This window comes from Haloferax sp. KTX1, assembly GCF_902410085.1.
GTDB lineage: Archaea > Halobacteriota > Halobacteria > Halobacteriales > Haloferacaceae > Haloferax > Haloferax massiliensis.
Genome location: NZ_CABPRH010000011.1, coordinates 119,032 through 141,868, shown reverse-complemented (window position 1 = coordinate 141,868; position 22,837 = coordinate 119,032). Strand labels below are relative to the sequence as shown.

25 protein-coding genes and 1 tRNA gene are annotated in these 22,837 nt (G+C 69.6%); 15 read left to right on the top strand and 11 right to left on the bottom strand.

Going from position 1 to position 22,837, the window contains the following annotated elements:
* Positions 1–79: 79 nt before the first annotated feature.
* Entirely contained in the window at positions 80–1,057 is a 978-nt protein-coding gene (locus tag FY251_RS16575) for a bile acid:sodium symporter family protein (RefSeq protein WP_148416174.1), read from the bottom strand.
* A 177-nt stretch (positions 1,058–1,234) separates the two neighbouring features.
* Between FY251_RS16575 and FY251_RS16570 the strand changes: the two genes are divergently transcribed.
* Positions 1,235–1,753: a peptidylprolyl isomerase gene (locus FY251_RS16570; RefSeq protein WP_148416173.1), complete on the top strand. Its 519-nt coding sequence runs from the start codon at positions 1,235–1,237 to the stop codon at positions 1,751–1,753.
* A 39-nt stretch (positions 1,754–1,792) separates the two neighbouring features.
* Here the strand turns inward: FY251_RS16570 and FY251_RS16565 are convergent, their stop codons facing one another.
* Together FY251_RS16565 and FY251_RS16560 are read right to left on the bottom strand one after the other, a co-directional pair.
* The gene (locus FY251_RS16565; protein ID WP_148416172.1) at positions 1,793–3,151 is read right to left on the bottom strand and encodes a hypothetical protein; all 1,359 of its coding nucleotides are present in this window, start codon (positions 3,149–3,151) and stop codon (positions 1,793–1,795) included.
* A 110-nt stretch (positions 3,152–3,261) separates the two neighbouring features.
* Positions 3,262–5,826, bottom strand: a complete 2,565-nt coding sequence (locus FY251_RS16560) for an extracellular solute-binding protein (RefSeq protein WP_148416171.1) — start codon at positions 5,824–5,826, stop codon at positions 3,262–3,264.
* 290 nt (positions 5,827–6,116) lie between these two features.
* On the opposite strand from FY251_RS16560, the gene FY251_RS16555 reads away from it, so the two are divergent.
* The 4 genes from FY251_RS16555 to FY251_RS16545 all read left to right on the top strand — a co-directional run bounded on the left by FY251_RS16555 (position 6,117) and on the right by FY251_RS16545 (position 8,002).
* Positions 6,117–6,461 (top strand): ferredoxin, encoded by a 345-nt coding sequence (locus FY251_RS16555; RefSeq protein ID WP_148416170.1) that lies wholly within the window; start codon positions 6,117–6,119, stop codon positions 6,459–6,461.
* Positions 6,462–6,502: 41 nt separating this feature from the next.
* Positions 6,503–6,587 (top strand) — tRNA-Leu (locus FY251_RS16550).
* A gap of 305 nt (positions 6,588–6,892) precedes the next feature.
* The gene (locus FY251_RS22650; RefSeq protein WP_167344077.1) at positions 6,893–7,069 is read left to right on the top strand and encodes a hypothetical protein; all 177 of its coding nucleotides are present in this window, start codon (positions 6,893–6,895) and stop codon (positions 7,067–7,069) included.
* Positions 7,070–7,504: 435 nt separating this feature from the next.
* A complete protein-coding gene (locus tag FY251_RS16545) occupies positions 7,505–8,002 on the top strand; it encodes a DUF5813 family protein (protein WP_148416169.1) in 498 nt (165 codons plus the stop codon).
* Positions 8,003–8,068: 66 nt separating this feature from the next.
* On the opposite strand, the gene FY251_RS16540 is transcribed toward FY251_RS16545, so the two are convergent.
* Both FY251_RS16540 and FY251_RS16535 read right to left on the bottom strand, forming a co-directional pair.
* A complete protein-coding gene (locus FY251_RS16540) occupies positions 8,069–8,305 on the bottom strand; it encodes an Lrp/AsnC ligand binding domain-containing protein (protein WP_089776642.1) in 237 nt (78 codons plus the stop codon).
* Between the two features lie 2 nt (positions 8,306–8,307).
* Positions 8,308–8,991: a TrkA family potassium uptake protein gene (locus FY251_RS16535; protein WP_089776643.1), complete on the bottom strand. Its 684-nt coding sequence runs from the start codon at positions 8,989–8,991 to the stop codon at positions 8,308–8,310.
* 108 nt (positions 8,992–9,099) lie between these two features.
* On the opposite strand from FY251_RS16535, the gene FY251_RS16530 reads away from it, so the two are divergent.
* The gene (locus FY251_RS16530) at positions 9,100–9,333 is read left to right on the top strand and encodes an Lrp/AsnC ligand binding domain-containing protein (RefSeq protein WP_089776644.1); all 234 of its coding nucleotides are present in this window, start codon (positions 9,100–9,102) and stop codon (positions 9,331–9,333) included.
* Between the two features lie 77 nt (positions 9,334–9,410).
* Here FY251_RS16530 and FY251_RS16525 read toward each other — a convergent pair whose 3' ends face one another.
* Positions 9,411–10,457: a thiamine pyrophosphate-dependent dehydrogenase E1 component subunit alpha gene (locus FY251_RS16525; protein ID WP_148416168.1), complete on the bottom strand. Its 1,047-nt coding sequence runs from the start codon at positions 10,455–10,457 to the stop codon at positions 9,411–9,413.
* 139 nt (positions 10,458–10,596) lie between these two features.
* On the opposite strand from FY251_RS16525, the gene FY251_RS16520 reads away from it, so the two are divergent.
* Entirely contained in the window at positions 10,597–10,917 is a 321-nt protein-coding gene (locus FY251_RS16520) for a hypothetical protein (RefSeq protein WP_148416167.1), read from the top strand.
* 18 nt (positions 10,918–10,935) lie between these two features.
* On the opposite strand, the gene tmk is transcribed toward FY251_RS16520, so the two are convergent.
* A complete protein-coding gene (gene tmk / locus FY251_RS16515) occupies positions 10,936–11,529 on the bottom strand; it encodes a dTMP kinase (protein ID WP_148416166.1) in 594 nt (197 codons plus the stop codon).
* 85 nt (positions 11,530–11,614) lie between these two features.
* Between tmk and FY251_RS16510 the strand changes: the two genes are divergently transcribed.
* From FY251_RS16510 to cofG, 6 genes are all read left to right on the top strand, one after another.
* Positions 11,615–11,860 (top strand): hypothetical protein, encoded by a 246-nt coding sequence (locus FY251_RS16510; RefSeq protein ID WP_148416165.1) that lies wholly within the window; start codon positions 11,615–11,617, stop codon positions 11,858–11,860.
* Positions 11,861–12,021: 161 nt separating this feature from the next.
* A complete protein-coding gene (locus FY251_RS16505; RefSeq protein ID WP_148416164.1) occupies positions 12,022–12,927 on the top strand; it encodes a complex I NDUFA9 subunit family protein in 906 nt (301 codons plus the stop codon).
* Positions 12,928–13,138: 211 nt separating this feature from the next.
* Positions 13,139–14,326 (top strand): tubulin/FtsZ family protein, encoded by a 1,188-nt coding sequence (locus FY251_RS16500; RefSeq protein ID WP_004969204.1) that lies wholly within the window; start codon positions 13,139–13,141, stop codon positions 14,324–14,326.
* Positions 14,295–15,089 carry a hypothetical protein gene (locus tag FY251_RS16495; protein WP_148416163.1) on the top strand — a complete coding sequence of 265 codons (795 nt, stop codon included), beginning with the start codon at positions 14,295–14,297 and terminating at the stop codon, positions 15,087–15,089. Before FY251_RS16500 ends, FY251_RS16495 begins: the two co-directional genes overlap by 32 nt.
* A gap of 6 nt (positions 15,090–15,095) precedes the next feature.
* Positions 15,096–15,725 (top strand): 2-phospho-L-lactate guanylyltransferase, encoded by a 630-nt coding sequence (gene cofC / locus FY251_RS16490; RefSeq protein WP_148416162.1) that lies wholly within the window; start codon positions 15,096–15,098, stop codon positions 15,723–15,725.
* Between the two features lie 323 nt (positions 15,726–16,048).
* Positions 16,049–17,215 (top strand): 7,8-didemethyl-8-hydroxy-5-deazariboflavin synthase subunit CofG, encoded by a 1,167-nt coding sequence (gene cofG / locus FY251_RS16485; protein WP_148416161.1) that lies wholly within the window; start codon positions 16,049–16,051, stop codon positions 17,213–17,215.
* A gap of 39 nt (positions 17,216–17,254) precedes the next feature.
* On the opposite strand, the gene FY251_RS16480 is transcribed toward cofG, so the two are convergent.
* The 3 genes from FY251_RS16480 to cofH all read right to left on the bottom strand — a co-directional run bounded on the left by FY251_RS16480 (position 17,255) and on the right by cofH (position 19,910).
* Positions 17,255–17,857 carry a hypothetical protein gene (locus FY251_RS16480; RefSeq protein ID WP_148416160.1) on the bottom strand — a complete coding sequence of 201 codons (603 nt, stop codon included), beginning with the start codon at positions 17,855–17,857 and terminating at the stop codon, positions 17,255–17,257.
* Positions 17,858–17,992: 135 nt separating this feature from the next.
* Entirely contained in the window at positions 17,993–18,541 is a 549-nt protein-coding gene (locus FY251_RS16475) for a metal-dependent hydrolase (protein WP_148416159.1), read from the bottom strand.
* A 1-nt stretch (position 18,542) separates the two neighbouring features.
* Positions 18,543–19,910 (bottom strand): 7,8-didemethyl-8-hydroxy-5-deazariboflavin synthase subunit CofH, encoded by a 1,368-nt coding sequence (gene cofH / locus FY251_RS16470; protein ID WP_148416158.1) that lies wholly within the window; start codon positions 19,908–19,910, stop codon positions 18,543–18,545.
* A gap of 109 nt (positions 19,911–20,019) precedes the next feature.
* Between cofH and FY251_RS16465 the strand changes: the two genes are divergently transcribed.
* The gene (locus FY251_RS16465) at positions 20,020–20,442 is read left to right on the top strand and encodes a DUF5518 domain-containing protein (RefSeq protein WP_148416157.1); all 423 of its coding nucleotides are present in this window, start codon (positions 20,020–20,022) and stop codon (positions 20,440–20,442) included.
* 24 nt (positions 20,443–20,466) lie between these two features.
* Here FY251_RS16465 and FY251_RS16460 read toward each other — a convergent pair whose 3' ends face one another.
* The gene (locus FY251_RS16460; protein WP_148416156.1) at positions 20,467–22,449 is read right to left on the bottom strand and encodes an ATP-binding protein; all 1,983 of its coding nucleotides are present in this window, start codon (positions 22,447–22,449) and stop codon (positions 20,467–20,469) included.
* A 107-nt stretch (positions 22,450–22,556) separates the two neighbouring features.
* On the opposite strand from FY251_RS16460, the gene FY251_RS16455 reads away from it, so the two are divergent.
* Complete coding sequence (locus tag FY251_RS16455; protein ID WP_148416155.1) at positions 22,557–22,805, top strand: hypothetical protein; 249 nt, start codon at positions 22,557–22,559, stop codon at positions 22,803–22,805.
* Positions 22,806–22,837 lie beyond the last annotated feature (32 nt).

The window sequence follows — 22,837 nt, the reverse complement described above, 5'->3', positions numbered from 1 at the left end:
TGTCCTTCGCAATACATTAACGTGGCGTTGCTTCTCGGGAGACGGGCAGTCTCAAAAATCGAAGGTCGTTTTTGACGACTCAGTCGTCTGCCGGCGTGGTGCCCGACGGTTCGCTCGCGGTTCGGGAGAAGTAGCTCGCGAGGAGCGGGCCGGTGATGTTGTGCCAGACGCTGAACAGCGCGGGCGGGAGCGCGGCGGCGGGCGAGAAGAACGACAGCGCGAGGGCCGCCGCGAGCCCGCTGTTCTGGAGGCCGACTTCGAACGTCGTCGTTCTGACGCGGTCGTCGGACATCCCGGCGAGGCGGCCGGTGCCGTAGCCGGTGCCGAGCCCGATGGCGTTGTGGAGGACGACGGCCCCGATGGCGGCCGCGCCCGCGCCGAGGATGGTGTTGACGTTGAGGCCGACGACGGCCGCGACGATGGCGACAATGCTCAGGACCGAGACGAGCGGGAACACGTCGAGACCGACCTCGGCGACTTCGGGCGCGTTGCGGTCGAGCAGGAGGCGGAGCGCGAAGCCGAGGACGACCGGGATGAAGACGATTTGGACGATGTTGAGAAACAGGTCCATGAAGCCGACCTGAAGCTGTTCGCCGGCGAGTGCGACGACCCACGCGGGCATGACGAGCGGCGCGGCCAGCGTGGTGACGGTCGTGATGGCGACCGACAGCGCCACGTCGCCCTTGCCGAGGTAGGCCATGACGTTCGAGGCGGTGCCGCCGGGGGCCGCGCCGACGAGGATGACGCCGACGGCGAGTTCCGGCGGGAGAGACAGGACGACCGTGAGCGCGTAGGCGGCGGCCGGCATGATGAGCCACTGGGCGAGCGCGCCGATGGCCACGTCTCGCGGGCGCTCGGCGAGGCGGCGGAAGTCCACGGGCTGGAGTGTTAGCCCCATCCCGAGCATGATGAGTCCGAGAAGCGGGGAGATGTACGGCGCAATCCACGTGAACAGGTCCGGTTGCGCCAACGCGGCGGCCGACGCGAGGAGCACGAGGCCGACGAAGTAGGTGTTTGCGAGTTCCGACAGGCGTTCGAGGGTCGAGCGGGCGTTCATTCGGAGCGCCCTCCGTCGAATCGTGATGTCATCTCACACCACTCGGTCGCGGGGTAAAGAAACGTCTGTCGGTGTGACAGTCGTCGACGGCGGCGACGAACGCGGCACCGAGCGCCGCGGGCACCGGCCCGACCCCGAGGCGGCACGGTTTTCACTCGCCCGCCCGACGGGGCGAGTATGAGCGACAACCCAACGGCCACGCTCCACACGAACAAGGGCGACATCACGGTCGAACTCTTCGAGGACAAGGTCCCGAACACGGTCGAGAACTTCGTCGGCCTCGCCACGGGCGAAAAGACGTGGGTCCACCCCGAGACGGACGAGACGATGGAGGGCGAGCCCCTCTACGAGGACATCCTGTTTCACCGCATCATCTCGGACTTCATGATTCAGGGCGGCGACCCGACGGGAACCGGCCGCGGCGGCCCCGGCTACACCTTCGACGACGAGTTCCACTCGGACCTCAGCCACGACGGCCCCGGCGTGCTCTCGATGGCGAACCGCGGCCCCAACACGAACGGCTCGCAGTTCTTCATCACGCTCGACGCCCAGCCCCACCTCGACGGCAAGCACGCCGTCTTCGGGAAGGTCACAGAGGGCATGGACGTGGTCGAGGACATCGGCTCGGTCCCGACCGACCGCGACGACAAGCCGGTGTCCGACGTGGTCCTCGAATCCGTCGACGTCGAGCAGTAACCGCCGCGAACACCGAGACGCGACCGAGCGCGCCGGACGCTACCCGCTCGCGTTCGTCGCGGGGGCGACGGTCCGGCCGCCGGTCGACCCGTCGGCGCGGTCGAGCCACGCCGGTCGCGTGACCGCCGTCTCGCCGACCGCGCCGTACGCGAACCAGACCTCGACGCCGAGGCCGTCGCGGGTCTCGTATGTGACGCGCATCGAGCGGACGAACCCGTCTTCTTCGACGACCGCTTCGACCCGGTAGTCGCGCGACCGCGGGAAGTCGGTGCCGCGGCCCCGAACTCGGTACAGCGCGGTCCCGCTTTCGGCGGTCGCGTTGGTCACGCTCTCTACGCGCGTCACGCTCGTCTCGTCGGTCGAGAGGTACCATTCGACGTAGCGGGCGGCGCGCGAGGCCTGTCGCCCCGGGCCGTCGCGCACGTCGGGGTCGAGGACGCGAGCGGCGACGCCGTCCGGCTCGGCGGGGCGGCGGGCGTAGCGCGTGGTTCCGTCGGCGTAGGCGTCCTCCGAGGCGGTCGGGCGCGGGAACGCCCTGAGTTGTCCGGCGCGCTCGACCTCGGAGACGTAGACGTTCGGGGCCTCGACGCGGACGGTCTCCACCTCGCGGCCCGTCTCGTCGCCGGCGATCGACTCGCGGTATCGGATCGTCCACCGGTACGACCGGTTCGCCGCGGCCCGGCGGTGGGCCGCCGCGAGACGCGTCGCGTTCTCGACGCCGGCGGTGGTCACGCCGGGGGCGACCGTCCGCGGTTCGGGCGTCGGCGTCGGGTCGGGAGTCGGCGTCGCGGCCGACGTCGGCACCGACGGCTGTTGTCCACCGAGCGCCGGCCCGAACTCCAGCACGCCGCCCGGCCCGGCGGTCACGACGACCGCCGCGAGAAGGAGTGCGACGAAGAGAAGCGGCGCGACCGGGAGCGACGAGAGCGAGGGCGGAAGCCGAGAGACGACCGCGCCGTTCGCGCCGTTCGCGCCGTCCGCACCGTCCGAACCGACGCCGCCCGAACCGGCCGGCAAGTCGGCGAGGCGGACGCCGAAGTGGTCGGCGACGATGTCGTCGCCGCGGTCCTCGGGGAGGCCGTACCGGACGAGGTCGTAGAGGTCGTCGAGCCCGAGGACGCGGGCGGCGTCGGGGGCCGCGCGCCGGGCCCGTTCCGGGTCGCCGAGCGCGACGACGACGGTCGCTTCGGCCGGAACCGACGGCGACAGGCGGAACCGCGAGCGCGAGACCACCGCGAGTCGCTCGGTTCGGTCGCCGCGGCGGGCGGTTACGAGGCGGTCTTCGACGGTCGTCTCCCACCCGCGAGCGGTCCAGAGGTCGGCGAGGAATCGGCGGCGGTCGCTGGGGCCGGCGGCGCGAATCAGGTCGCCGAAGCGCGAGCGACGGGACTGCCGCATCGCTCGGAATTAGGGCTCGACGGCGAAAGAATCACCGGGCGGTCGCTGAGGGGCGGTCCCTTCCGACCGGTTCCGGCCCGTTCCGACTCGCACTGACCGGTCCCACCCGGTCAGCGGTCCGCCGAGTTCTCGTACTCCGACAGCCGGGCCGACACCTGTTCGTCCATCGTCGTCAATACGGCGTCGAGGTCGCGGCCGCCGAACAGCTCGGACAGCCCCTCGGAGACGATGGTTCTGACGGTCGTGAAGGGGCCGACTCGCGCGCCGCGGGTGGCCGGCGTGTCGACGGTCTCGGCCAGTTGGTCGAACGCGACCGCGAAGCCGGGGTGCTCGTCGAACCAGCCGTCGTCGCGGAGGAGGTCCCGCGTCCGGCGGTGGACCGGGAAGTACCCCGTCCGGCGGTGCCAGCGACGCTGTTGTTCGGGCCGGGTGAGCCACGCGATGAACTCGCCCGCGGCGGCCCGCTTTCGGGCGTCGACGCCGTCCGCGACCCACAGCGACGCGCCGCCGACGACCACGCCCTCGCGGGTCGACCCGGGCGAGGGGAACCGTCCGACCTCGGCGGTGAAGCCGCGCTCTGCGGCCCCTCGAACGACCGACGCGGCGCTCGAACTGGAGTCCACGAGCATCGCGGCGCGGCCGTCGAGGAACGCCTCGCGGGCGTCTCGGCGGGCCTCGACGCCGGGGTTGTACAGCAGGTCGTTGCGTTCGAGGTCGCACCACCACTCGAACACGCGCGTCCCGACCGGGCCGTCGAGGTTCGAGGTGCGGGCGGTGCCGCTCCGCCCGTTGTCGGCGTCGAAGAGACACTCGCCGGCGGCGGCGAACCACTGCTCGACGAACCAGCTGTAGTTCGCCCACGTCGCGCCGTAGTCGACCGCGCCGCTCGTCTGCAGCGTCGCCGCGGCGGAGGTGACCGCGTCGAACGTCGCCGGCGGGTCGTCGGGGTCGAGGCCGGCCCGCTCGAACGCGTCGGCGTTGTAGTACAACACGGGGTTCGAGGCGTTGAACGGCATCGACCAGAGCGCGCCGTCGTGGCGGTAGTAGTTGGCGATTTCGGGGACGAGTTCGCCCGCGGACGCCCCGTCTGGGAGCACCGACTCGACGGGAGCGAACGCCCCGCTGTCGAGGGCGCGCTGGGTGCCGACCTCGTACAGTTGCGCGATGGTCGGCGGCGTCCCCGACCGGGCCGCGGCGAGCGTCGCGTCGAACGTGCCGCGGTAGCTCCCCTTCGACGCGGTGTCGACGCGGACGCCGTCGTGGTCGGCGTTGAACTCGTCGACGAGCGACTCCAGAACCTCGGCCTTGTCGCCGGACATACCGTGCCAGAACTGGACGACGGTCTGTCCCGACCCGGTCGCCTCGGCGTGGAGGCGGTAGTCGTCGATGGAGTCTTGGAGGTGGTCGGCCTGGTCGGAAAGCGCGCCTATCTTCGTCACCGCCTCGGAGAGCGACACGGTCTGTCGGCGGGCCGACCCGGCGGCGTCGACCGCGAGCGCCGCGGTCTCGTCGCTTATCTCGCCGACGCCGTCGGCCTGGCTCACGACCTCTTGGGAGGTCGCCGCCTGCGAGTCCGTGGCGTCGGAGATCTCGTGGAGGCTCCCGTTCGTCTCTTCGAGGTCGGAGACGACGCCGTCGAGCGCCGACAGCGCGTCCTGAATCGTCTCGCTCCCCTCGTCGAGGCGGTCGCTCGTGTCGGTGATGTCGTCGACCGTCGCGGCCGACCGACTGCGAACCGTCTCGATGGTCGATTCGATGTCGGCGGTCGCGGCCTGCGTCTCCTCGGCGAGCGCCTTCACCTCGTCGGCGACGACGGCGAAGCCCGCGCCCGCGTCGCCGGCGCGGGCGGCCTCGATGGAGGCGTTGAGCGCGAGGATGTTCGTCTGCTCCGCGATGTCGGAAATCTTGGTCGCGATGCCGGTGATGTCGTCGATGTGGTCGTCGAGTTCCTCGACGCGCTCGACGGTCGCGTCGGTCCGCTCGCCGATGGCGGTCAACTCGTCGATGGCGGTCTCGGCGGCGCGTTTGCCGCGGTCGCCGCGCGCGACGGCCTCGTCGGTCGCGTGCCTGATTTCGTCGGCGGAGGCGGCGACCTCCTCGATGGTCGCCGAGAGGTTCCGCATCTCGTCTGCGACCTCCTCGACGCTCTCGCTTTGCCGGCGCGCGCCCGCCGCGATGTCGTCGACGGAGTCCGCGACCGACCGGCTCTCCTCGCGGCTCTCCTCGGCGGCGTCGGCCACGATTCGGGTCGACGCCGAGACCTGGTCGGCGAAGGCGTCGACGTCCCGCATGGCGGCCTGCCACTCCTCGAACAGCTCGTTGAGGAGGCGGGCGTGGCGCGCGAGCGCCGGGTCGTCGGGCACGTCGACCCGGACCGTCAGGTCGCCGTCGATACAGCGTTCGATAGCCGCGGAGAAGTCGTCGATGTCGTCGAGCGCGGCGGCGTTCGAGCCCGCCGACCCGGTGGCACCGTCGTCGGCGGGGAGAGATTCCCCGCCCACCGACTCGACGGCGACCGAGGGAGTCCCCCCGCCGTCGCTTCGCGCGTCGTCGGCCGGCGGCGCGTTCGCGGCGTCCGATTCGGAGTCGTCGTCGGTCGCGCGCGAGCCGAGCGCGTCCCGGACGGCGGCGCGAACCGACGACGCTCGTCTCCGGAGGTGGCTGTCGTCGTCCATTGGTTCAGAAGATTTCTGGTCGGTGATAAGACCACGCTCTCGGCTATCAAATATGAGAACGCATTCGTGACTGGCGGTGACACAGTCGGATACCCGTTCGCCGGGAGCGACCCACTGCGTCCGGATTCGTCCGAGATAATACGGTACGTGTACTCGGCGTTTCGCCGGAAGAGCGCTCGGAGGGGGCGCTTCGGCGGACGTGACAGAAGTTCGAAGCGTGTCGCGGGTCCGGCCCGCGGCGTCGCCGCGCGACCGACAGCGCAAAGACCACCGCGCGGCAAGGGCCGACGATGAGCGAGGAGTCCGACCGTCCGAAGCCGAGCGACTTCGGAACCGACGAGAACGCCCCGCCGGTCGACGAAAAGCCCTACAAGATAATCTTCGAGGCGAACAAGTGCTTCGGGGCCGGCCGGTGCGCGGAGGTCGCGGACAACTGGGAGATGGACCTCGAAACCGGCCTCGCCCGCGCCAAATCCTACTTCATCGGCGAGGACGAACTCGACGAGAACGTCGACGCGGCGGAGGTCTGCCCGGCGAAGAAGGGCCGCGGGGTCATCCACGTCATCGACCGCCGGACCGACGAGGAGCTCTCACCGAACCCCCACGGCGACGGGACGCTCTCCGTCGACTGGTAAAGCGAAAGCACTTTTCTCCCCCTCGAAGAACGGGAGAGTGCGCGGGGGTGGCTGAGCCAGGCCAAAAGCGGCGGACTTAAGATCCGCTCCCGTAGGGGTTCGCGAGTTCGAATCTCGTCCCCCGCATCGATTCTCTGAACGTAGTGAAGGGAGCGATGCGGCCAGAGAGATTTGAACTAGGGAGCGTCGCGAACGGAGTGAGCCGAGCGAGTGGAGTTCGAATCTCGTCCCCCGCACTTTCATCGCCGAGCGGCAGCGAGGCGTGAAAACCGAACGACGAAACGGGACTCGGGAGCGGCGCGTCTCCACTTCGTCTACCCGAGACGCGCGAGGTCGCCGCCGACCCGGCCGACCCGGACTGAGAGAGCGAGGCGAGTAGGACCGCACCCACAACTATTTTGACAGTTCGAATAATGAGATGTAATTAGACCGTGACACCCGGACACCTCATCACGCGATTCGACGCCGCGCTCCTCGGCATGGCCGTCTGTCTCCTCGTCGGAGCCGTCGTCGGCGTCGTGTCCGCCCTCCCGACGCCGCTGGCCGCGGGCGGCGGCGCGACCGGTGCCGCCGCTCTCGCGCTCGGCGTCACCGCGAGCGAACTGTAGCCGAGCGTCAGCATCGCCGTCGGACGCGAGCGAACTGTAGCCGAGCGTCAGCATCGCCGTCGGACGCGAGCGACGCCGTGATCGCCTCGCCACCGACGACTCGGTCGCTCACGATTCGGGTTCTGGAACGCGTACTGAGGGGACGTCGCTCGGTTCGGGTTCTGATTCGAGCGCGCGAGAACGCGAGCCGGCGGCTCTCGGATGTGAGTTTCGTGAGAAAGGGATAGGCAGCCGCACGGGATCGGCCCGCGCGGCGAATGCCGCCCTAGATTGGTCCCCGCTGACGCTTCGGCCCTCCAAAGCGAAGCGTCACCTGAACGGAGTGCGGCGAGATACTTAAACGTGCCGCCATTCGCCCAAAACCGCCGCAGGCGGGCGATTCGAGGGCGCTCGCGACGCAACGGGCTTTTCTCCCGTCGGCACCTTCGTCCGTGCATGAGCGAAGACGACATCCCCGGTCGAGTCCGCCGCGCGTTCGGCGACCACGGGTCGTTCGAACCGGTTGACGACCGAACCTTCGAGTCCGTGACGACGCCGTTCGACGGCACCGTCGGCGTCGCGGCGCGGGACGGCGGCCGCGTCGAGTTCGACGTGGAGGTGCGCGTCCCGATGCTCTCGGCGGTCGCCGACGACGTGGCCCCCGTGGTCGAAGACGGCTGGTACGAGACGTTCGAACTCCGCCTCGAAGACGTGGGCGGCGTGGTCGCCGGCGACCACGACCTCGACCCCGACGTGGCGCGCGCGGGCGACGAGGCGGTCGTCCGGACGAGTTTCGCCGACGTCAACGAGCGCCGCGGCGTCGACGACGCCGGCGCGGTCATCGACTACGTCGAGGGCACGTTCGTCGAGGGAATCATCCCCGGCTACGACTACGGCGAGCCGGTGACGAGTCTCATCCAGAACGCGAGAGACGCCGCCGGCGCGGGCTTCTGAAAAACGAGCGTATTCGGTTCGAGCGCGGCTCGGATGGCTCCGCGGGGCTGGCCCCGTTGTCCGGGCTCAGTCCATCGCGATGTACGTCTGGGTGTCTTCGATGCCCGACACCGACTGGATGCCGCCGGCGATGTCCTTTACGTCCGCGGGCGAGTCCACCTCGACTTTGACGATGAAGTCCACGTCGCCGGCGACGATGTGGGCGCTGACGATGCCGTCGGAGACGGCCAAGAGGTCCTCTTTCAGTTGGTCGATGCCGCCGGAGACGGGCGCGGCCTTGACCATGATGTAGGCGTAGACCATCGTCACGCACCCCCCGCCGCGGTGGCGACTTCGTCGCCGACGAGCAGCTGTCGCACGTCGTCGAGCACGTCGAAGTCCGCGAGGACGGCCACGCGGTCGCCGGTCTCAAGCGAGTCGTCCGAAAGCGGGATGCCCATCGGCCCGTCTCTCTTCCCGAACGCGAGGATGCGGGCGTTCGCCGGGAGCGCCACCTCCTCGATGCTGTAGCCGTTCATCGGCGACTCCTCGGTCACCGTCACGAGGATGACCTGCAGGTGTTGCGCGATGTCGGCGATGGCCCGGATGGAGCCGCCGAGCAGCGCGTTCTTCGCGCCGATAGCGCCGAGTCGCTCGGGGTAGACGATTACGTCGACCTCCTTGGCGTACTTCTGGTACACCTCCTCGCGGTAGTCCTCGTCGACCCGGAGCACCGTCCGACAGCCGAAGTGCTTGCCGATCATGCACGCCGCGAAGTTCACGTTGAGGTCGGCGGTGAGCGCGCCGAGGGCGTCGGCCGCCTCGATACCGGCGTCGACGAGCACCTCCTCGCGGGAGCCGTCGCCTTCGACCACCTCGAACTCCGCCTCGCGGGCCCGCTTGACCCGGTCGCGGTCCAACTCCACCAGGACGATGTCGTGGCCCTCCTCGCGGAGGACGCGAGCGGTGCGCAGCCCAACCCGTCCAGCACCAATGATAACGAACCGCATGGTAAGACGGTATGTCGGCGGAGGCAAATAACCTTCCCCCGGTTCGGCCGAGCGGGGCACGGTCGGTCGAAGCAAGGCTTTTGACGACCGTGGTAGAATATCTCACGCATGGTTCACGCGTTCATCATGGTGAAGACCGGAGCCGGCGAGTCGGAACAGCTGCTCGGTCCCATCCGCGACTTCGAGACGGTGACCGAGGCCCACATCGTCGCGGGCGCGTACGACATCATCGCCGAGGTCGACACCGACGCGGTGTACGAGGTGCTGAAGACGGCGTCGAGCCACGTGCAGGGGTTACAGGGCGTCGCCGACACGAAGACGTACATCTCCTTGGACGACTGAGGAGAAACGCGACCGCGACCTCGCCGGGCGGCTGCGGAAACCCGACTCGCTGGACGACTGCGGGAGCCGACCGCGGCTCAGCGCTCGATGTCGAACGGCCCGTTGCGCTCGACGAACGCGACGTGTTCCTCGCGCTGCCGGGCGAGTTCCGGCGGCAGCTCCTCGTAGACGTTGTCGAACAGCTCGTCGGTCCCCGGTTCGGGCGTCGCCTCGGCGCGCTCGACGGCCTCGCGCAGTTCCTCGTCGGCGTCGTCGCGCATGGTCCCGACGGCCGCGTCGTCGACGACGCCCTGCTCGCGGCAGAACGACTCGAAGCGGTCGAGCGGGTCGCGCGTCCGCCACTCGGGGAGCTCCGGGTCGTCGTCGCGGTAGCGCGAGGGGTCGTCGGCGGTCGTGTGCGGCCCCTGTCGGTAGGTGAGGCTCTCGATGAGCACCGGCTCCCCGGCTCGGGCCTTCTCGAAGCCGCGCTCGACGGCCTCCCTGACCGCCAGCGGGTCGTTGCCGTCGACCTGCATCCCGTCCATCCCGTAGGCGTCGGCCTTGGCCGCGATGGATTCGCTGGCGGTCTGGCGCTCGCGGGGGAGCGAAATCGCCCAGCCGTTGTTCTCACAGAAGAAGACGACCGGCGCGTCGAAGACGCCGGCGAAGTTCATCCCCTCGTGGAAGTCGCCCTCGGAGGTCGCGCCGTCGCCGAAACAGACCAGCGCCCCGTAGTCGTCGCCGCGGTAGTTGGCGGCCATGCCGACGCCGGCGGCGTGGGGAATCTGGCTCCCGATGGGGACCGCCTGCGGGAACACCGGCACGTCGTGGTCGGAGTCGTATTCGGCGTGGCCGCGCCGGAAGAGGAGGATGTCGCTCGGCGGCACGCCGCGGGCGAGTTGGAGGGCGTTCGACCGATACGTCGGCAGCAACACGTCGTCGTCGCGCATGGCGTGGGCGGCTCCGATTTGGGAGGCCTCCTGTCCGCGGAAGGGCGGGTAGCCGCTCATCCACCCGCGTCGCTGGAGGGCGAGTGCGCGCTCGTCGAACCGCCGCGCTCGAATCATGTCGCGGAGGGCGGCGCGGGCGTCGTCCGCGGTGAACCGCGTGTCGTCCAGCCCGCGCTCTGCGATGAGTCGGTGCATGGCGGTGAGTCACGGTCCTTCGTGATAAACGTCACCCGTGGCGGGGGCGGACCCGGCGGGCGGTTCGACAGCCGGCGGCGCGGGGCGAGCGGGTCGCCGAGAGCGACAGGCCAAAGACCACCGCCTCCCTAGGTCGACTATGGTCTCGGTGGTCAACCTCGTGCTCATGGGCGCGGTTATCGTCCTCCACACCCTCATCGCGGCGGTCATGACCCGCTTTTTCCGCCTGCGGCTGAACACGCAGTGGGGGTACGTCCTGTACGCCCTGTTTCTCATCCCGCTCGTGCTGTTCGTCTCGACGCTGGTGTTCTCCGGGGTGTTCAGCATCGGCGTGGACCTCGGCAGTCCCACGGCGGCGGCCGGCGTGATGATAGGGATGCCGCTCGCGCTCGGCTTCACCATCGACACGCTCTACGTCCCGCCGCCGGAGGAGTACGGGAACCTCCCGGACTCGCGGTGAGCCGCGGCCGGTCGGCGGTTACTGTTCCGCGAGACTCTCTTCGAGCGCCGCCTCGACCGCGTCGAGCACGTCCTCGGGCGACTGCGTCGCGTCGACGCGGACGAACCGCTCCGGCTCGGCCTCGATGAGCCGTTCGTAGTTGGCGCGCACGTCCGCGAGGTACGCCGCCTGTTCGAACTTGTTGGTCGAGCCGCTGCGCGCGGCGGCCGTCTCGGGGTCCACGTCGAGGTAGATGGTCTTGTCCGGCGGGCGGGTGAAGGCCGCGTGGATGCCCATGATGTACTCCATCGGGCGGCGGAGGTCGCTGTCGCGGAGCGCGGCGGCCTGATAGGCGTACCGCGAGTCGGAGTAGCGGTCGGAGACGACGAGGTTCCCGTCGGCGAGGGCGGGCCGGACGACCCGCGAGAGGTGGTCGGCGTGGTCGGCGGTAAAGAGGAACAGCGTGGCCAGCGGGTCGGCGTCGTCGTCGTCGATGGCGCGGTTGACTGCCTCTCCGTACCACGAGTCCGACGTGGGCTCGCGCGTGAAGACGGCGTCGGGGTACGCGTCGTGGAGCGCCTCCCAGACGGTCGTCTTCCCGCTCCCGTCGAGCCCTTCGAGCGTGACGAGCATACCCTACCAACTCGGCGCTCCGGAAAAAGCGCGCCGAAGCGAGACGCCGCAACGATGATGTCAACGCGGGCCCATATGCGGGATAGTGACACCCCCCTGCGAGCGGTGGGACGACCTCCGACCGAGGGACAAACGGTACAGCGTCGTCCGCTTCGACGAGCGCGTGTCGCCGACCGACCCCTCGTTCGCGACGAAACGGTCGGAGGTCGACCACCCGAACGACGCCCCCGACGAGTGGCCCGCGGCGGCCGAAGAGCTCGTCGTCTACGACCGAATCGGTCGGATGGTGAAACGCACCGACGGGTCGGTCGCGCCCTCGGTCCTGTTTTGAACGCGCTCGGCCTCGATTTTGAACGCGCCCGGGATCGCCGCGGGGGCGCGGACGACGGGCCGCGCCCGAACGCGAGAACGTCCTTCCCATCGGGGCGTTCGCCGGCGAAATCGACCTCAGTTTCCCGTTAGCTTTACCCTCATTCCACCGAATATTACGGTATGAAAGTCCTTGTTGTCGGCGGAAGCGGATTCATCGGGAGCCACCTCTGCCGCGAACTGCAGTCGCGGGGACACAGCGTGACCGCGATGTCGCGGAGTCCGAACAGCGAGGACCTCCCCGACGGCGTCGAGAGGGCGATGGGGGACGTGACGGACTACGACTCCATCGCGGGCGCGTTCGAGGGGAAAGACGCGGTCGTCAACCTCGTCGCGCTCTCGCCGCTTTTCGAGCCGAGCGGCGGCAACCGAATGCACGACATCGTCCACTGGCAGGGGACCGAAAACGTCGTGAAGGCCGCCGAGACCCACGACGTGCCCCGGCTCGTCCAGATGAGCGCGCTCGGAGCCGACTCGGACGGCGACACCGCCTACATCCGCTCGAAGGGGAAGGCCGAGGGGGCGGTCAAGTCGTCGGGGCTCGACTGGGTCATCTTCCGGCCGTCGGTCGTCTTCGGCGACGGCGGCGAGTTCGTCTCCTTCACGAAGCGGCTCAAGGGGATGTTCGCGCCCGGCGTTCCCCTGTACCCGCTTCCCGGCAACGGGAAGACGCGGTTCCAGCCCATCTGGGTCGGCGACCTCGTGCCGATGCTCGCCGACGGCGTCGAGGGCGACGAACACGTCGGCGAGACCTACCGCATCGGCGGGCCGGAAAAGCTCACGCTCCGCGAAATCACGGAGATGGTGTACGACGCCGAGAACAAGTCCATCACCATCGTCCCGCTCCCGATGGGGCTCGCGGGCGTCGGCCTGACCGTCCTCGGGGCGGTCCCCGGCTTTCCGATGGGGAAAGACCAGTATCGGTCGCTCCAGTTCGACAACACGACCGACCGGAACGACGTGGGCGTCTTCGGCGTCGACGTGTCGTCGATGAAAACGCTCGGCACGTACCTCGCCGAGCGAAACTGACGGCGACCCAACCGTTTCCCGAGGTTAAGGGGTTGTGAACTGCGGCTCATTTCGCCGGTATTAGGGGCTCTCCCGGGATAACGTCCGATTAACATCGGTTTCGAGTCGCCGTTTTTGGCCGATAATCTGATGGTGCAGAGACACGTCCCCATCACAACGCTTATGTCCGCGTTCGTACTGCAATTCACGCAATGGCGAGGGGACTGAACCTATGAAGCTCGCAATGATCGGATTCGGGCAAGCCGGGGGAAAAGTAGTCGACAAGTTCGTCGAGTACGACCGGGAACGCAACGCCGGAATCGTCCGCGCTGCGGTCGCGGTGAACTCCGCGAAAGCCGACTTGCTCGGACTGAAGAACATCCCGAAGGACCAGCGCGTCCTCATCGGCCAGTCCCGCGTGAAGGGACACGGCGTCGGTGCGGACAACGAACTCGGTGCCGAAATCGCCGAGGAGGACATCGACGAGGTACAGGGTGCCATCGACAGCATCCCCGTCCACGAAGTCGACGCCTTCCTCGTCGTGTCCGGCCTCGGTGGCGGCACCGGGTCCGGCGGCGCGCCGGTCCTCGCGAAACACCTCAAGCGCATCTACACCGAACCCGTCTACGGGATCGGCATCCTGCCGGGGTCCGACGAGGGCGGTATCTACACGCTCAACGCCGCGCGCTCCTTCCAGACGTTCGTCCGCGAGGTCGACAACCTCCTCGTGTTCGACAACGACGCCTGGCGGAAGACCGGCGAGTCGGTCCAGGGGGGATACGACGAGATTAACGCCGAAATCGTCAACCGATTCGGCGTGCTCTTCGGTGCCGGCGAGGTCCAGGACGGACAGGAGGTCGCGGAGTCCGTCGTCGACTCGTCGGAGATCATCAACACGCTGGCCGGCGGCGGCGTCTCGACCGTCGGCTACGCCTCCGAGGGCGTCGAGCCGCGGAAGAACAAGGGCGGCGGCCTCCTGTCTCGGCTGACGGGCGGCGACGAGCCCGACGACAACCTCGACACCGCACACACGACCAACCGCATCACGAGCCTCGTCCGCAAGGCCGCGCTCGGTCGACTCACGCTCCCGTGCGAGATCGAAGGCGCGGAGCGCGCGCTGCTCGTTCTCGCTGGTCCGCCGGAGCATCTGAACCGGAAAGGCATAGAGCGCGGGCGGAAGTGGATCGAGGAGCAGACCGGTTCCATGGAAGTTCGCGGCGGCGACTACCCCATCCCGGGCGCGGAGAAGGTGGCGAGTGTCATCCTCCTGTCGGGCGTGACGAACGTCCCGCGCATCAAGGAACTGCAGCAGGTCGCCATCGAAGCACAGGACAACATCGAAGAGATCCGCCAAGAGAGTGATTCGAATCTGGAGACCCTCATAAACGATGACGAGGACGAACTGGAGTCGCTTTTCTAAGCTGGCGCTCGCGCTCGTCGTGCTCCTGTCGGCCTTCGCGGGGCAGGCAGGGGCGGTGAGCGTCGCGTCCGACGACGTCCCCGACGAGGCGCAGGTCGGTTCGCAGGTGACCGCGTCGGTCACCCTCGAAGAGCTGTACCGGAGCCCGCAACTCGAATCGTGGACGCTCGCGGGCCAGACCGACCTGGAGGACGTGACGTGGACCGTCGCGTACTACGACCAGACGGGCGCGAGAGTCGACCAGCAGTCCTTCGACGGGCAGAACTTCAGCGGCGCGGAAATCGCCACTGCCGACGGGACGAGCGAAGTGGAGGTCACCGTGACGGGAATCGTTCCCGAGGTGGAGTCGTACAGCTACGACCCCGCACAGACGTTCACGATAATCTCGCTCGACCAGACCCGCGAGGGCGGCTCCAGTAACGATATCGACTCGTGGACGGTCCACCACTACACCGAGGAGAGCGCCGCCGCGCGCGACGAACTCGACAGCGCGCGGGACGCGATTCAGCGTGCGAGTGGGGCCAACACGCAGCAAGCCGAACAGACGTTCAACAACGCCGTCGAAGCGTACAACGGCGAGGAGTTCAACCTCGCGACGAACCTCGCCAACGAGGCCGAGACCAGCGCGAACCAGGCCCGGCAGTCGAGTCAGACGACCCAACTGCTCATCTACGCGGCGGGCGGCCTGCTCGTCGTCGCGCTCATCGTCGGTGGGTTCCTCTACTGGCGGTCCCAGCAGTCGACCTACGACAAACTGGGCTGATTTCCCGTGCGAGTCGTCGTTCCCTTCGGGGGACGCGAGCCGAAGACCCGACTCGCCCCGTTTTTCGACGCCGACGAGCGGCGCGACTTTGCGGTCTCGATGCTCCGCGACGTGCTCGACGCGGTCCGCGCGGCCGGCGGCGACCCCGCGGTCGTCGCGGACGCGCCCGTCTCGGTCGAGGCACCCGTCGCCGTGGACGACCGGCCGCTCACGGAGGTCGTCGGCGACGAACTCGACGAACTCGACGAATTCGGCGGCGACCCCGTCGCGGTCGTCATGGCCGACCTCGCGCTCGCGACGCCCGCGGCGCTCGCGCGACTGTTCGAGACCGACGCCGACGTGGTCGCCGCGCCCGGCCTCGGCGGGGGAACGAACGCGCTCGTCGTCCGGCATCCCGAGTTCTCCGTCGACTACCACGGCGCGTCCATCCTCGACCACCGGCGAATCGCCCGCGACGCCGGCTGTTCGTTCGCCGAGGTGGATTCGATGCGGCTCGCCGTCGACGTGGACGAGCCGAGCGACCTCGTCGAGGTCCTCGTCCACGGCGAGGGCCGCGCCCGCGAGTGGCTGGTCGACGCCGGCGTCAGACTCGAACGCGGGACCGGTCGGGTCGCGGCCGTCCGCGAGCGCCGATAGGGCCTTAACGGTACGCGGTGAACGTTGAGAGGCGCGGTCGTCCGTCCGCCCGGCGGGAACTGAGGCGACGTGTGCCGCGCGTTCCGCGTCGCGAAGACGGCGCGGGGGGCGAAGTGGAGTGGAGTCCGAACGTCGCGGCGACGACGCGAGTCTCGGTCGAAACCAACACGGGGCGAGCGTCCGACGTCGCTTCGGACGGGCCGGTGACGTGTCTGGCACCAACTATCCGGCCCCGAAGCTCCGACTTCCGTTCTTCGGTCTCGACGCCGCCGTATCGGCCGGGGAGTGACACGCTTTTAGTGGTTCGTCACGCACCGGGAGACATGTTCCCGGGTGCCGACGAGTACGGAGTCGACCTGACTATCGACGACGCCGAGGTGGACCGACTGCTCGCCGTCACCCCCGCCGACGCCGACGCGCCGGCGTCGCTTTCGTTCTCGCGGAACGTCTTCGTCCCGCTGACGACCGCCTGCCGGTACACCTGCACCTACTGCACCTACTACGACGTGCCCGGCGAGGCGACGCTCATGTCGCTCGACGAGGTCCGCGAGGTGGTCCGCACGGGCGCGGACGCCGGCTGTACGGAGGCGCTGTTTACCTTCGGCGACGCCCCCGACGAGCGCTACACGGCGATTCACCGCCAGCTCGACGAGTGGGGCTACGACGACATCCTCGACTACCTCGCGGCGGCGTGCGAAGTCGCGCTCGACGAGGGGTTGTTGCCGCACTCGAACCCCGGCGACCTGACCCGCGAGGCGTTCGCCGACCTCGCGCCCCTGAACGCCAGCATGGGCGTGATGCTGGAGACGACCGCCGACGTGGCCGCCCACTCGGGGAACCGCCGGAAGACGCCGGGCCAGCGGCTCAACACCATCCGCGCCGCGGGCGAGGTGGGCGTCCCCTTCACGACGGGCATCCTCGTCGGTATCGGCGAGACGTGGCGCGACCGCGCGGAGAGCCTGCTGGCAATCCGCGCGCTCCACGAGCGCTACGGCCACGTACAGGAGGTCATCGTCCAGAACGTCGTCCCCAACGAGCGGTCGGACTACGAGCGCCCGTCGCTCGACGCGATGCGCCGGGTCGTTTCGATGGCGCGGGTCGCGCTCCCCGAGGAGGTGTCGGTACAGGTGCCGCCGAACCTCTCGGCGGCGGCCGACCTCGTGGCCTGCGGCGTCGACGACCTCGGCGGCGTCTCGCCGGTCACGGACGACTACGTCAACCCCGACTACGAGTGGCCCGCGCTCCGGGAGCTCGCCGACATCGCCGACGAGGCGGGCGTGCCGCTCCGCGAGCGACTGCCGGTCTACGAGCGGTTCCTGCCGGACGGGGCGCTCGGACCGGCCGGCGAAACCGGGGACCCGCCCGCGAGCGCGCCGGACCGCGAGTGGCTCCGCGACCCGATTACCGAGCGTCTCGACGCCGACGACGTTCACGGGCGGCGGTTCCGAAACGTCGCCCGGGGCGACGGGCCGCTGTCGATTCCGCGGTGAGAGCGGCGCGGCCGTCGGTCGGCGGTCTGGCGTCGCGCGCTACCGACGACGAACGAGAACTGAGTAGAGCGCGACGACCGCGCCGGTCACGGCGGGCCCGCGCCCCGAGAGCTGTGGCACGCGCTTTCTGACGAGCGTGTAGGCGACGCCGACGGCGAGGCCGGCGAGGAGAATCCCACGCGGACCGTCGCCGAGCGTCAGGACCCCCGGCACCGACAGCGCCGCGGCGAGCGCGAGGTCGCCGGGAGAGCCGTCGTAGGCGGCGAGGCGGCGGGGTTCGACCCAGCCGCCGAGGCTGCGGACGTAGACGCCGCGGTCGGTTCGGGCCTCCCACGGGCGGGCCTCGCTGCTGCCGCCGAGGTAGTCGGCCGCGCAGTGGAGCGCCGCCGCGACGAACCCGGTCGCCGCGGCCGCGGCCAGCGGGTCGCCCGTGACGACCGCGACCGCGACCGCCCCGACCGAGCCGACGACGAACGCCTCGACCTGATGGAGCGTCTTGCGGTGGACGCCGACGACCATGTCGAGGTCGGGGAAGACGCCGCCGACGAGCGCCGCCGCGACGACGAGCGGTGCGGCGGCGGGGGCGACGAACACGACGGCGGCGGCGAGCGCGAGGCTCATCGCCACGTGCGTCGGGGCCATCACGGGGCGACCGCCCCCCGCGCCGGTCGGCGTCGTCGAGTCGTCATCGCTTCGCCTACTCGGCGACCGAGACGTATGAGTTTCGTGGTTGAACCGAACGTCCGCGGGCGCTGTCGTCCTCGCAGACGCCGCGTCTCAGATGCCGAACCACTCGGGCATCCGCTTTCTGAAGCCGGTGTAGAACAGCGCGACGGCGACGCCGACCGCGACGGCGACGCGGATGCCCCCGGGGAAGACGAGAAACCCGGGGACCGAAAACAGGAGCGTCAGCGCGAGGTCCTCGGGTGCGCCGTCGTAGCGGACGAGATAGCGGGGGCGAAGCCAGCGCTTCGCGGGGTGGACGTACACCGCGCGGTCGGAGGTCCGGTCCCACGGCCGGAGTTCGCCGCCCGCGCCGAGCCAGTCGGACGCGGAGTGGAGCGCCGCCGACGGGAAGAAGAAGGCGGCCGCGACGGTGAGCGACGAAGGTGAGACGACGGCGACGGCTCCGAACACCGCGGCGGCGACGCTGTAGTAGACGGGGAAGTGCAGGGTCTTGCGGTGGACGCCGACGAAGAGGTCCACGTCGGGGAAGACGCCGCCGGCGAGCGCGCCGACGGCCGCCGCGGTGGCGAGTTCGGGCGCGACCCAGACCAGCGGGGCGGCGAGGGTCAACCCCACGGCCGCGTGGGTGGTCACCATCATCTCAGTCGTCGGCGGTCGCCGGGCCGCGGCGGCCGTCGAGGAGCGGTGTCCCGTCGGCGCGGGGGCCGAGCGTCGGGCCGTGCGGGCCGTCGTCGATGTCGATTGGGCGGCGGGTCCGGTAGTCGGTCGAGCGCTCGACGGGTCGGCGGCCGATGGCGGTTATCATGTCGACGTAGTCGTCGAACGAGCGGAACTCGCCGAAGCCGCCGCCGGCGCGCTTCGTTATCTCCTCGGAGAGAATCGTCCCCATCAGGTCGTCCGCGCCGCAGTTGAGGAGCTTCAGCGCCTTCGCGTTCCCGAACTTCACCCACGACGACTGGATGTGGTCGACGTTGTCGAGGTAGAGCCGCGCGACGGCGACCATCAGTTCGTCCTCGTCGTCGGTCGCGCCGCCGGTCACGAGGCCGCGGTCGTACAGCGGCGTGTTCTGGTGGATGAACGACAGCGGGACGAACTCGGTGATGCCGCCGTAGCGGTCCTGGAGGTCCCGAACCACGTCGAGATGGAGCACCCGGTGTTTCTCGGTCTCGACGTGACCGTACATGATGGTCGCCGTCACGTCGAGGCCGGCTTGCATCGCGCCCTCCATGCCGGCGACCCACTCGTCGGTGCCGATTTTGCCGGGGCAGATGACCTCGCGCACCTCGGGGACGAGAATCTCCGCGGCGGTGCCGGGCGCGCTGGCGAGGCCCGCGCCGGCGAGGCGACGGTAGACCTCCTCGTAGCTCCAGTCGGTGCCGCGCTTGGCGTGGTGGGCCTCCTCGGGGGTCATCGAGTGGACGTGCGCGCCGTCGGCCGCCATCGCCGAGAGCTGTTCGGCGTAGCTCGCGGGGTCGGTGTCGTACGCCTCGGGCGGTTTGTAGTTCACCTCGGCGGCGGGGTTGTCGTAGGCTTCGAGAATCTCGCGGTGTTCCTCGTCGAGCACGAGCGCGGGGTGGAGGCCGGAGACGGACGTGACCTCGTAGACGCCCATCTCGACCGCGTCGGCGACGATGTCGCGGGACTCGGCGGGCGTCTTCGTGAAGCCGCCGTGGTCGGCGTCGGAGTCGGACTCGAATAGGTGGGCGGTGTTCTTGAAGTTACAGAACAGACAGCCGGTGTTGCAGGCCGTCGTCACGTTGTTGTTGAGGTTGGCGACGAACGTCACCTCGTCGCCGACCGTCTCGGCGCGCCGCCGGTCGGCGGCTTCGAGCACGAGTTCCTTGCGCGCGGGGTCGATTCCCTCGCGGTCGGTCCCCGTCGTGATGAGTTCGACGCCGTCGTCGACCGTGAGGCGCTCGCCCGCTCGCGCCTTCGCCAAGGCGTTCTCGAACGACTGGTCTGTCTCCGGGACGTGGTCGAACCCGAAGTCGTGGGCGGCACCGGTCATGCTCGGTTGCAACGCGCCACGGTCGTAAAAACGGGGCGGTACCGGAACTCCGACCCCGGGACGCCGCGGCGGAGAAAGCGTTAGGCCCTCCCGCCGTGTTGTGTCGGGCATGGAACGCTCCCCGACTTCGACGACCGAACCCTCCCTCGGCGACGACGGAGAGAGCCTGCTGTTTTCGGCGCTCGTCGGCGCGGTCGCCAGCGTCGTCCTCTCGCCGCTTCCGGGGTCGACCGTTCTGGGCGGCGCGGTCGCCGGCTATCTCACCGGGAGCGACCGCGAACTCGGCGTGAAGTCCGGCGCGGTCTCGGGGCTGTTCGTGAGCCTCGTCGGCGTCGTCCTCGGCGTCGTCGTCCTCGGTTTCTTCGGCGTCTTCGCCATCGGCGTCACCCCGTTCGAGTTGGGATTCGGCCTCGGCATCCTCGGCATCGTCATCGTCGCGCTGTTCGTCCTCGTCGCGCTGCTCGTCTACACCGTCGGCCTCGGCGCGCTCGGCGGCTACCTCGGCGCGTACCTCCACGAGGAGTTCGCCTGAGTCCGCTCCGCCCCGATTCGGCGGTCAGGACTCGGATTCGACGCCGGTGAACTCGAAGCGAGCGCCGCCCGCGTCGCTTTCTCCCACCGATATCGTCCAGCCGTGGGCGTCGGCGACGTTCGAGACGATTGTCAGTCCGAAGCCGATGCCGGCGGTGCCGGTCGAAAAGCCGCTGTCGAAGATTCGCGAGCGGAGTTCGGGCGGGACGCCCGCGCCGTCGTCTTCGACGTAGAAGCCGTCGTCGAGCGCGCCGACGGTGACGGTGAGGCGGTCGTCGTCGTCGGGAGCATCCCGACTGCCGGTCGAACCGTGTTCCACGGAGTTCCGCATCAGGTTCTCGAACAGCTGGTGGAGCCGACCCGCGTCGGCGACGACGGTCCGGTCGGACGCCACGACGAGCGCCGCGTCCCCGGTCTCGACGTGTTCCCAACATCGCTCCGCGGTCTCCGCGAGGGACACCGGCGTCGTGGCGAACACGTCGGTGCCCTGCCGCGCGAGGACGAGCAGTTCCTCCGTCAGCGCGTTCATCCGGTCGTGCGCCCGCGCCACCGCCGCGAGGTGGTCGTTGTCGACTTCCTCGCGGGCGATGTCGAGGTGGCCCGTGGCGACCGAAAGCGGGTTGCGGAGGTCGTGGGAGACGACGCTCGTGAACTCGTCGAGCCGGCGGTTCTGGGCCTCGACCTCTCGTTCGACGTCCCGCCGCGCCGTGATGTCCGTGTACACCGCGTAGATGGTGTTCTCGCCGACCGGGACCGACCGGAGGAGGAAGTCCCGCTCGCCGTCGGCGGTCCGCCTGCGCACCTCGGTCTGGACGAAGTCGCCGGCGCGGACCATCTCGGTGAGCTTCGCGGCCTCGTCGAGGCGGTCGTCCGGCGCGACCACGTCGTCGATGGCGCGGCCGACGACCTCGGATTCGTCGTAGCCGAACGTCGCCTCGAACGCCGGGTTGACCGCGCGGATGACGGACTCGCCGTCGACGAACTCCGAGTCGATGATGCAGTCGGCGCTGTTCTCGAACAGGGCGGCGTACTGGTCGCGTTCGATACGGAGCCGGCGCTCGAAGCTGAGCCGCTGGAGCGCCGCGTTCGTGTGGGCGACGAGCAGTTCCGCGAGTTCGAGGTCGATTTCGTCGAACGCGCCGGTCTGTTCGGAGACCGCCTGAAACACGCCGAAGGAACCGATGGCGACGCTCAGGCCGGAGCGGTAGTCGCCGAACTCGGGGCGGCCGAACGCGTGGAGTTCCATGTCGACCGCGCGGTGGGACTCGCCGGTGCGGAACGTCTCGCCCATCGCGCCCGAATCTTTCGGGACCGGTCGGAGTTCGCGGTCGGTCGGCGTCGACGACTGCGCCTTCGGGACGAACCGCTCGGCCTCGGCCTCGAAGGCGAAACAGATGTCGAGGTTCAGGATGCGCTCTGCGGCCTCGACGGTCTCCGCGTAGATGTCGTCGGCGTCGGCGGTCGACGCGAGCCGCATGGCGACGCCGTGGAGCGACGTTATCTTGCGCTCGGTGCGCTGAATCCGGCGTTCGAGCCGGGAGACGATGTCGCGTTCGGTGCGCTGGGCCTGCGAGCTTCGGTAGCGGGCGACCGACGCCCGGACGCGGTCGGCGAGGCGGTCGTACGAGATGGATTCGATGTCGTCGGAGAAGCGGTGGACGGCGGGGTCGGCGACGAGCGGGCCGGCGGGCGAGGCGGTCGCCGCGCCGTCGTCGTCCGACCGACCGGGGCCGAGGAGGACGACGGGGAGTTCGGGATGGCGGTCGCGGACCAGCGCGACGAGGTCGACGGCGGTGTGTCGGCCGAACCGGCCGGGAATCAGGAGGCAGTCGACCGTCCGGTCGTCGACGCGGCCGAGCGCGGTTCCGAGGTCGAATTCGACGGTGACGGGCACGTCGTGGCGGGCGAGCGCGGCCGCGACGGCGTCCGCCCGGGTTCGGTCGGGAGCGACGAAGAGAACGGACGGTGCCGTCCCCGCCGGCGCACCCGGCGAGGGAAACCGAGTCATGCACCGACATGCCCGGGAGAGAACATCAATTGATTGGTGAGTGTAACCGGGCGCTCGTGCACTCGGCCACCACCTATTTGCCGCGGGCGACGTGAGCTAGGGGCCCGATGTCCGACGACACCGAAGCGGACGTGACGGACCGCGAACCGAGCGTCGAAGACGACGACGGCCACGGCGTCACGGTCGACGGCGGCGGCGACGCCGGCGCGTCGTCGCCCGAGGAGTCCGAGGAAGTCGACGCCGAGCGTCCGGACGAGGGGGAGGAACCGGACGCCGAAGACGAGGTGCGAGAGGAGGAGGCGGCCGAGACGGAGAACGTCGACAACCACCGCGACGACGAACCGTTCTACTCCTGACGGGGCGGTCGCGCGGTCGCGCGGTCGCGCGG

Coding starts and splice junctions, on each gene's coding strand:
- FY251_RS16555 (WP_148416170.1), top strand. CDS start 6,117: ATGAGCGAGGAGTCCGACCGTCCGAAGCCGAGCGACTTCGGAACCGAC.
- FY251_RS16530 (WP_089776644.1), top strand. CDS start 9,100: ATGGTTCACGCGTTCATCATGGTGAAGACCGGAGCCGGCGAGTCGGAA.
- FY251_RS16465 (WP_148416157.1), top strand. CDS start 20,020: ATGGAACGCTCCCCGACTTCGACGACCGAACCCTCCCTCGGCGACGAC.
- FY251_RS16545 (WP_148416169.1), top strand. CDS start 7,505: ATGAGCGAAGACGACATCCCCGGTCGAGTCCGCCGCGCGTTCGGCGAC.
- FY251_RS16525 (WP_148416168.1), bottom strand. CDS start 10,457: ATGCACCGACTCATCGCAGAGCGCGGGCTGGACGACACGCGGTTCACC.
- FY251_RS16570 (WP_148416173.1), top strand. CDS start 1,235: ATGAGCGACAACCCAACGGCCACGCTCCACACGAACAAGGGCGACATC.
- FY251_RS16495 (WP_148416163.1), top strand. CDS start 14,295: ATGACGAGGACGAACTGGAGTCGCTTTTCTAAGCTGGCGCTCGCGCTC.
- FY251_RS16480 (WP_148416160.1), bottom strand. CDS start 17,857: ATGGCCCCGACGCACGTGGCGATGAGCCTCGCGCTCGCCGCCGCCGTC.
- FY251_RS16475 (WP_148416159.1), bottom strand. CDS start 18,541: ATGATGGTGACCACCCACGCGGCCGTGGGGTTGACCCTCGCCGCCCCG.
- FY251_RS16520 (WP_148416167.1), top strand. CDS start 10,597: ATGGTCTCGGTGGTCAACCTCGTGCTCATGGGCGCGGTTATCGTCCTC.
- FY251_RS16455 (WP_148416155.1), top strand. CDS start 22,557: ATGTCCGACGACACCGAAGCGGACGTGACGGACCGCGAACCGAGCGTC.
- FY251_RS16460 (WP_148416156.1), bottom strand. CDS start 22,449: ATGACTCGGTTTCCCTCGCCGGGTGCGCCGGCGGGGACGGCACCGTCC.
- FY251_RS16500 (WP_004969204.1), top strand. CDS start 13,139: ATGAAGCTCGCAATGATCGGATTCGGGCAAGCCGGGGGAAAAGTAGTC.
- FY251_RS16505 (WP_148416164.1), top strand. CDS start 12,022: ATGAAAGTCCTTGTTGTCGGCGGAAGCGGATTCATCGGGAGCCACCTC.
- cofG (WP_148416161.1), top strand. CDS start 16,049: ATGTTCCCGGGTGCCGACGAGTACGGAGTCGACCTGACTATCGACGAC.
- FY251_RS16535 (WP_089776643.1), bottom strand. CDS start 8,991: ATGCGGTTCGTTATCATTGGTGCTGGACGGGTTGGGCTGCGCACCGCT.
- FY251_RS16565 (WP_148416172.1), bottom strand. CDS start 3,151: ATGCGGCAGTCCCGTCGCTCGCGCTTCGGCGACCTGATTCGCGCCGCC.
- FY251_RS16575 (WP_148416174.1), bottom strand. CDS start 1,057: ATGAACGCCCGCTCGACCCTCGAACGCCTGTCGGAACTCGCAAACACC.
- tmk (WP_148416166.1), bottom strand. CDS start 11,529: ATGCTCGTCACGCTCGAAGGGCTCGACGGGAGCGGGAAGACGACCGTC.
- cofH (WP_148416158.1), bottom strand. CDS start 19,910: ATGACCGGTGCCGCCCACGACTTCGGGTTCGACCACGTCCCGGAGACA.
- FY251_RS16560 (WP_148416171.1), bottom strand. CDS start 5,826: ATGGACGACGACAGCCACCTCCGGAGACGAGCGTCGTCGGTTCGCGCC.
- FY251_RS16540 (WP_089776642.1), bottom strand. CDS start 8,305: ATGGTCTACGCCTACATCATGGTCAAGGCCGCGCCCGTCTCCGGCGGC.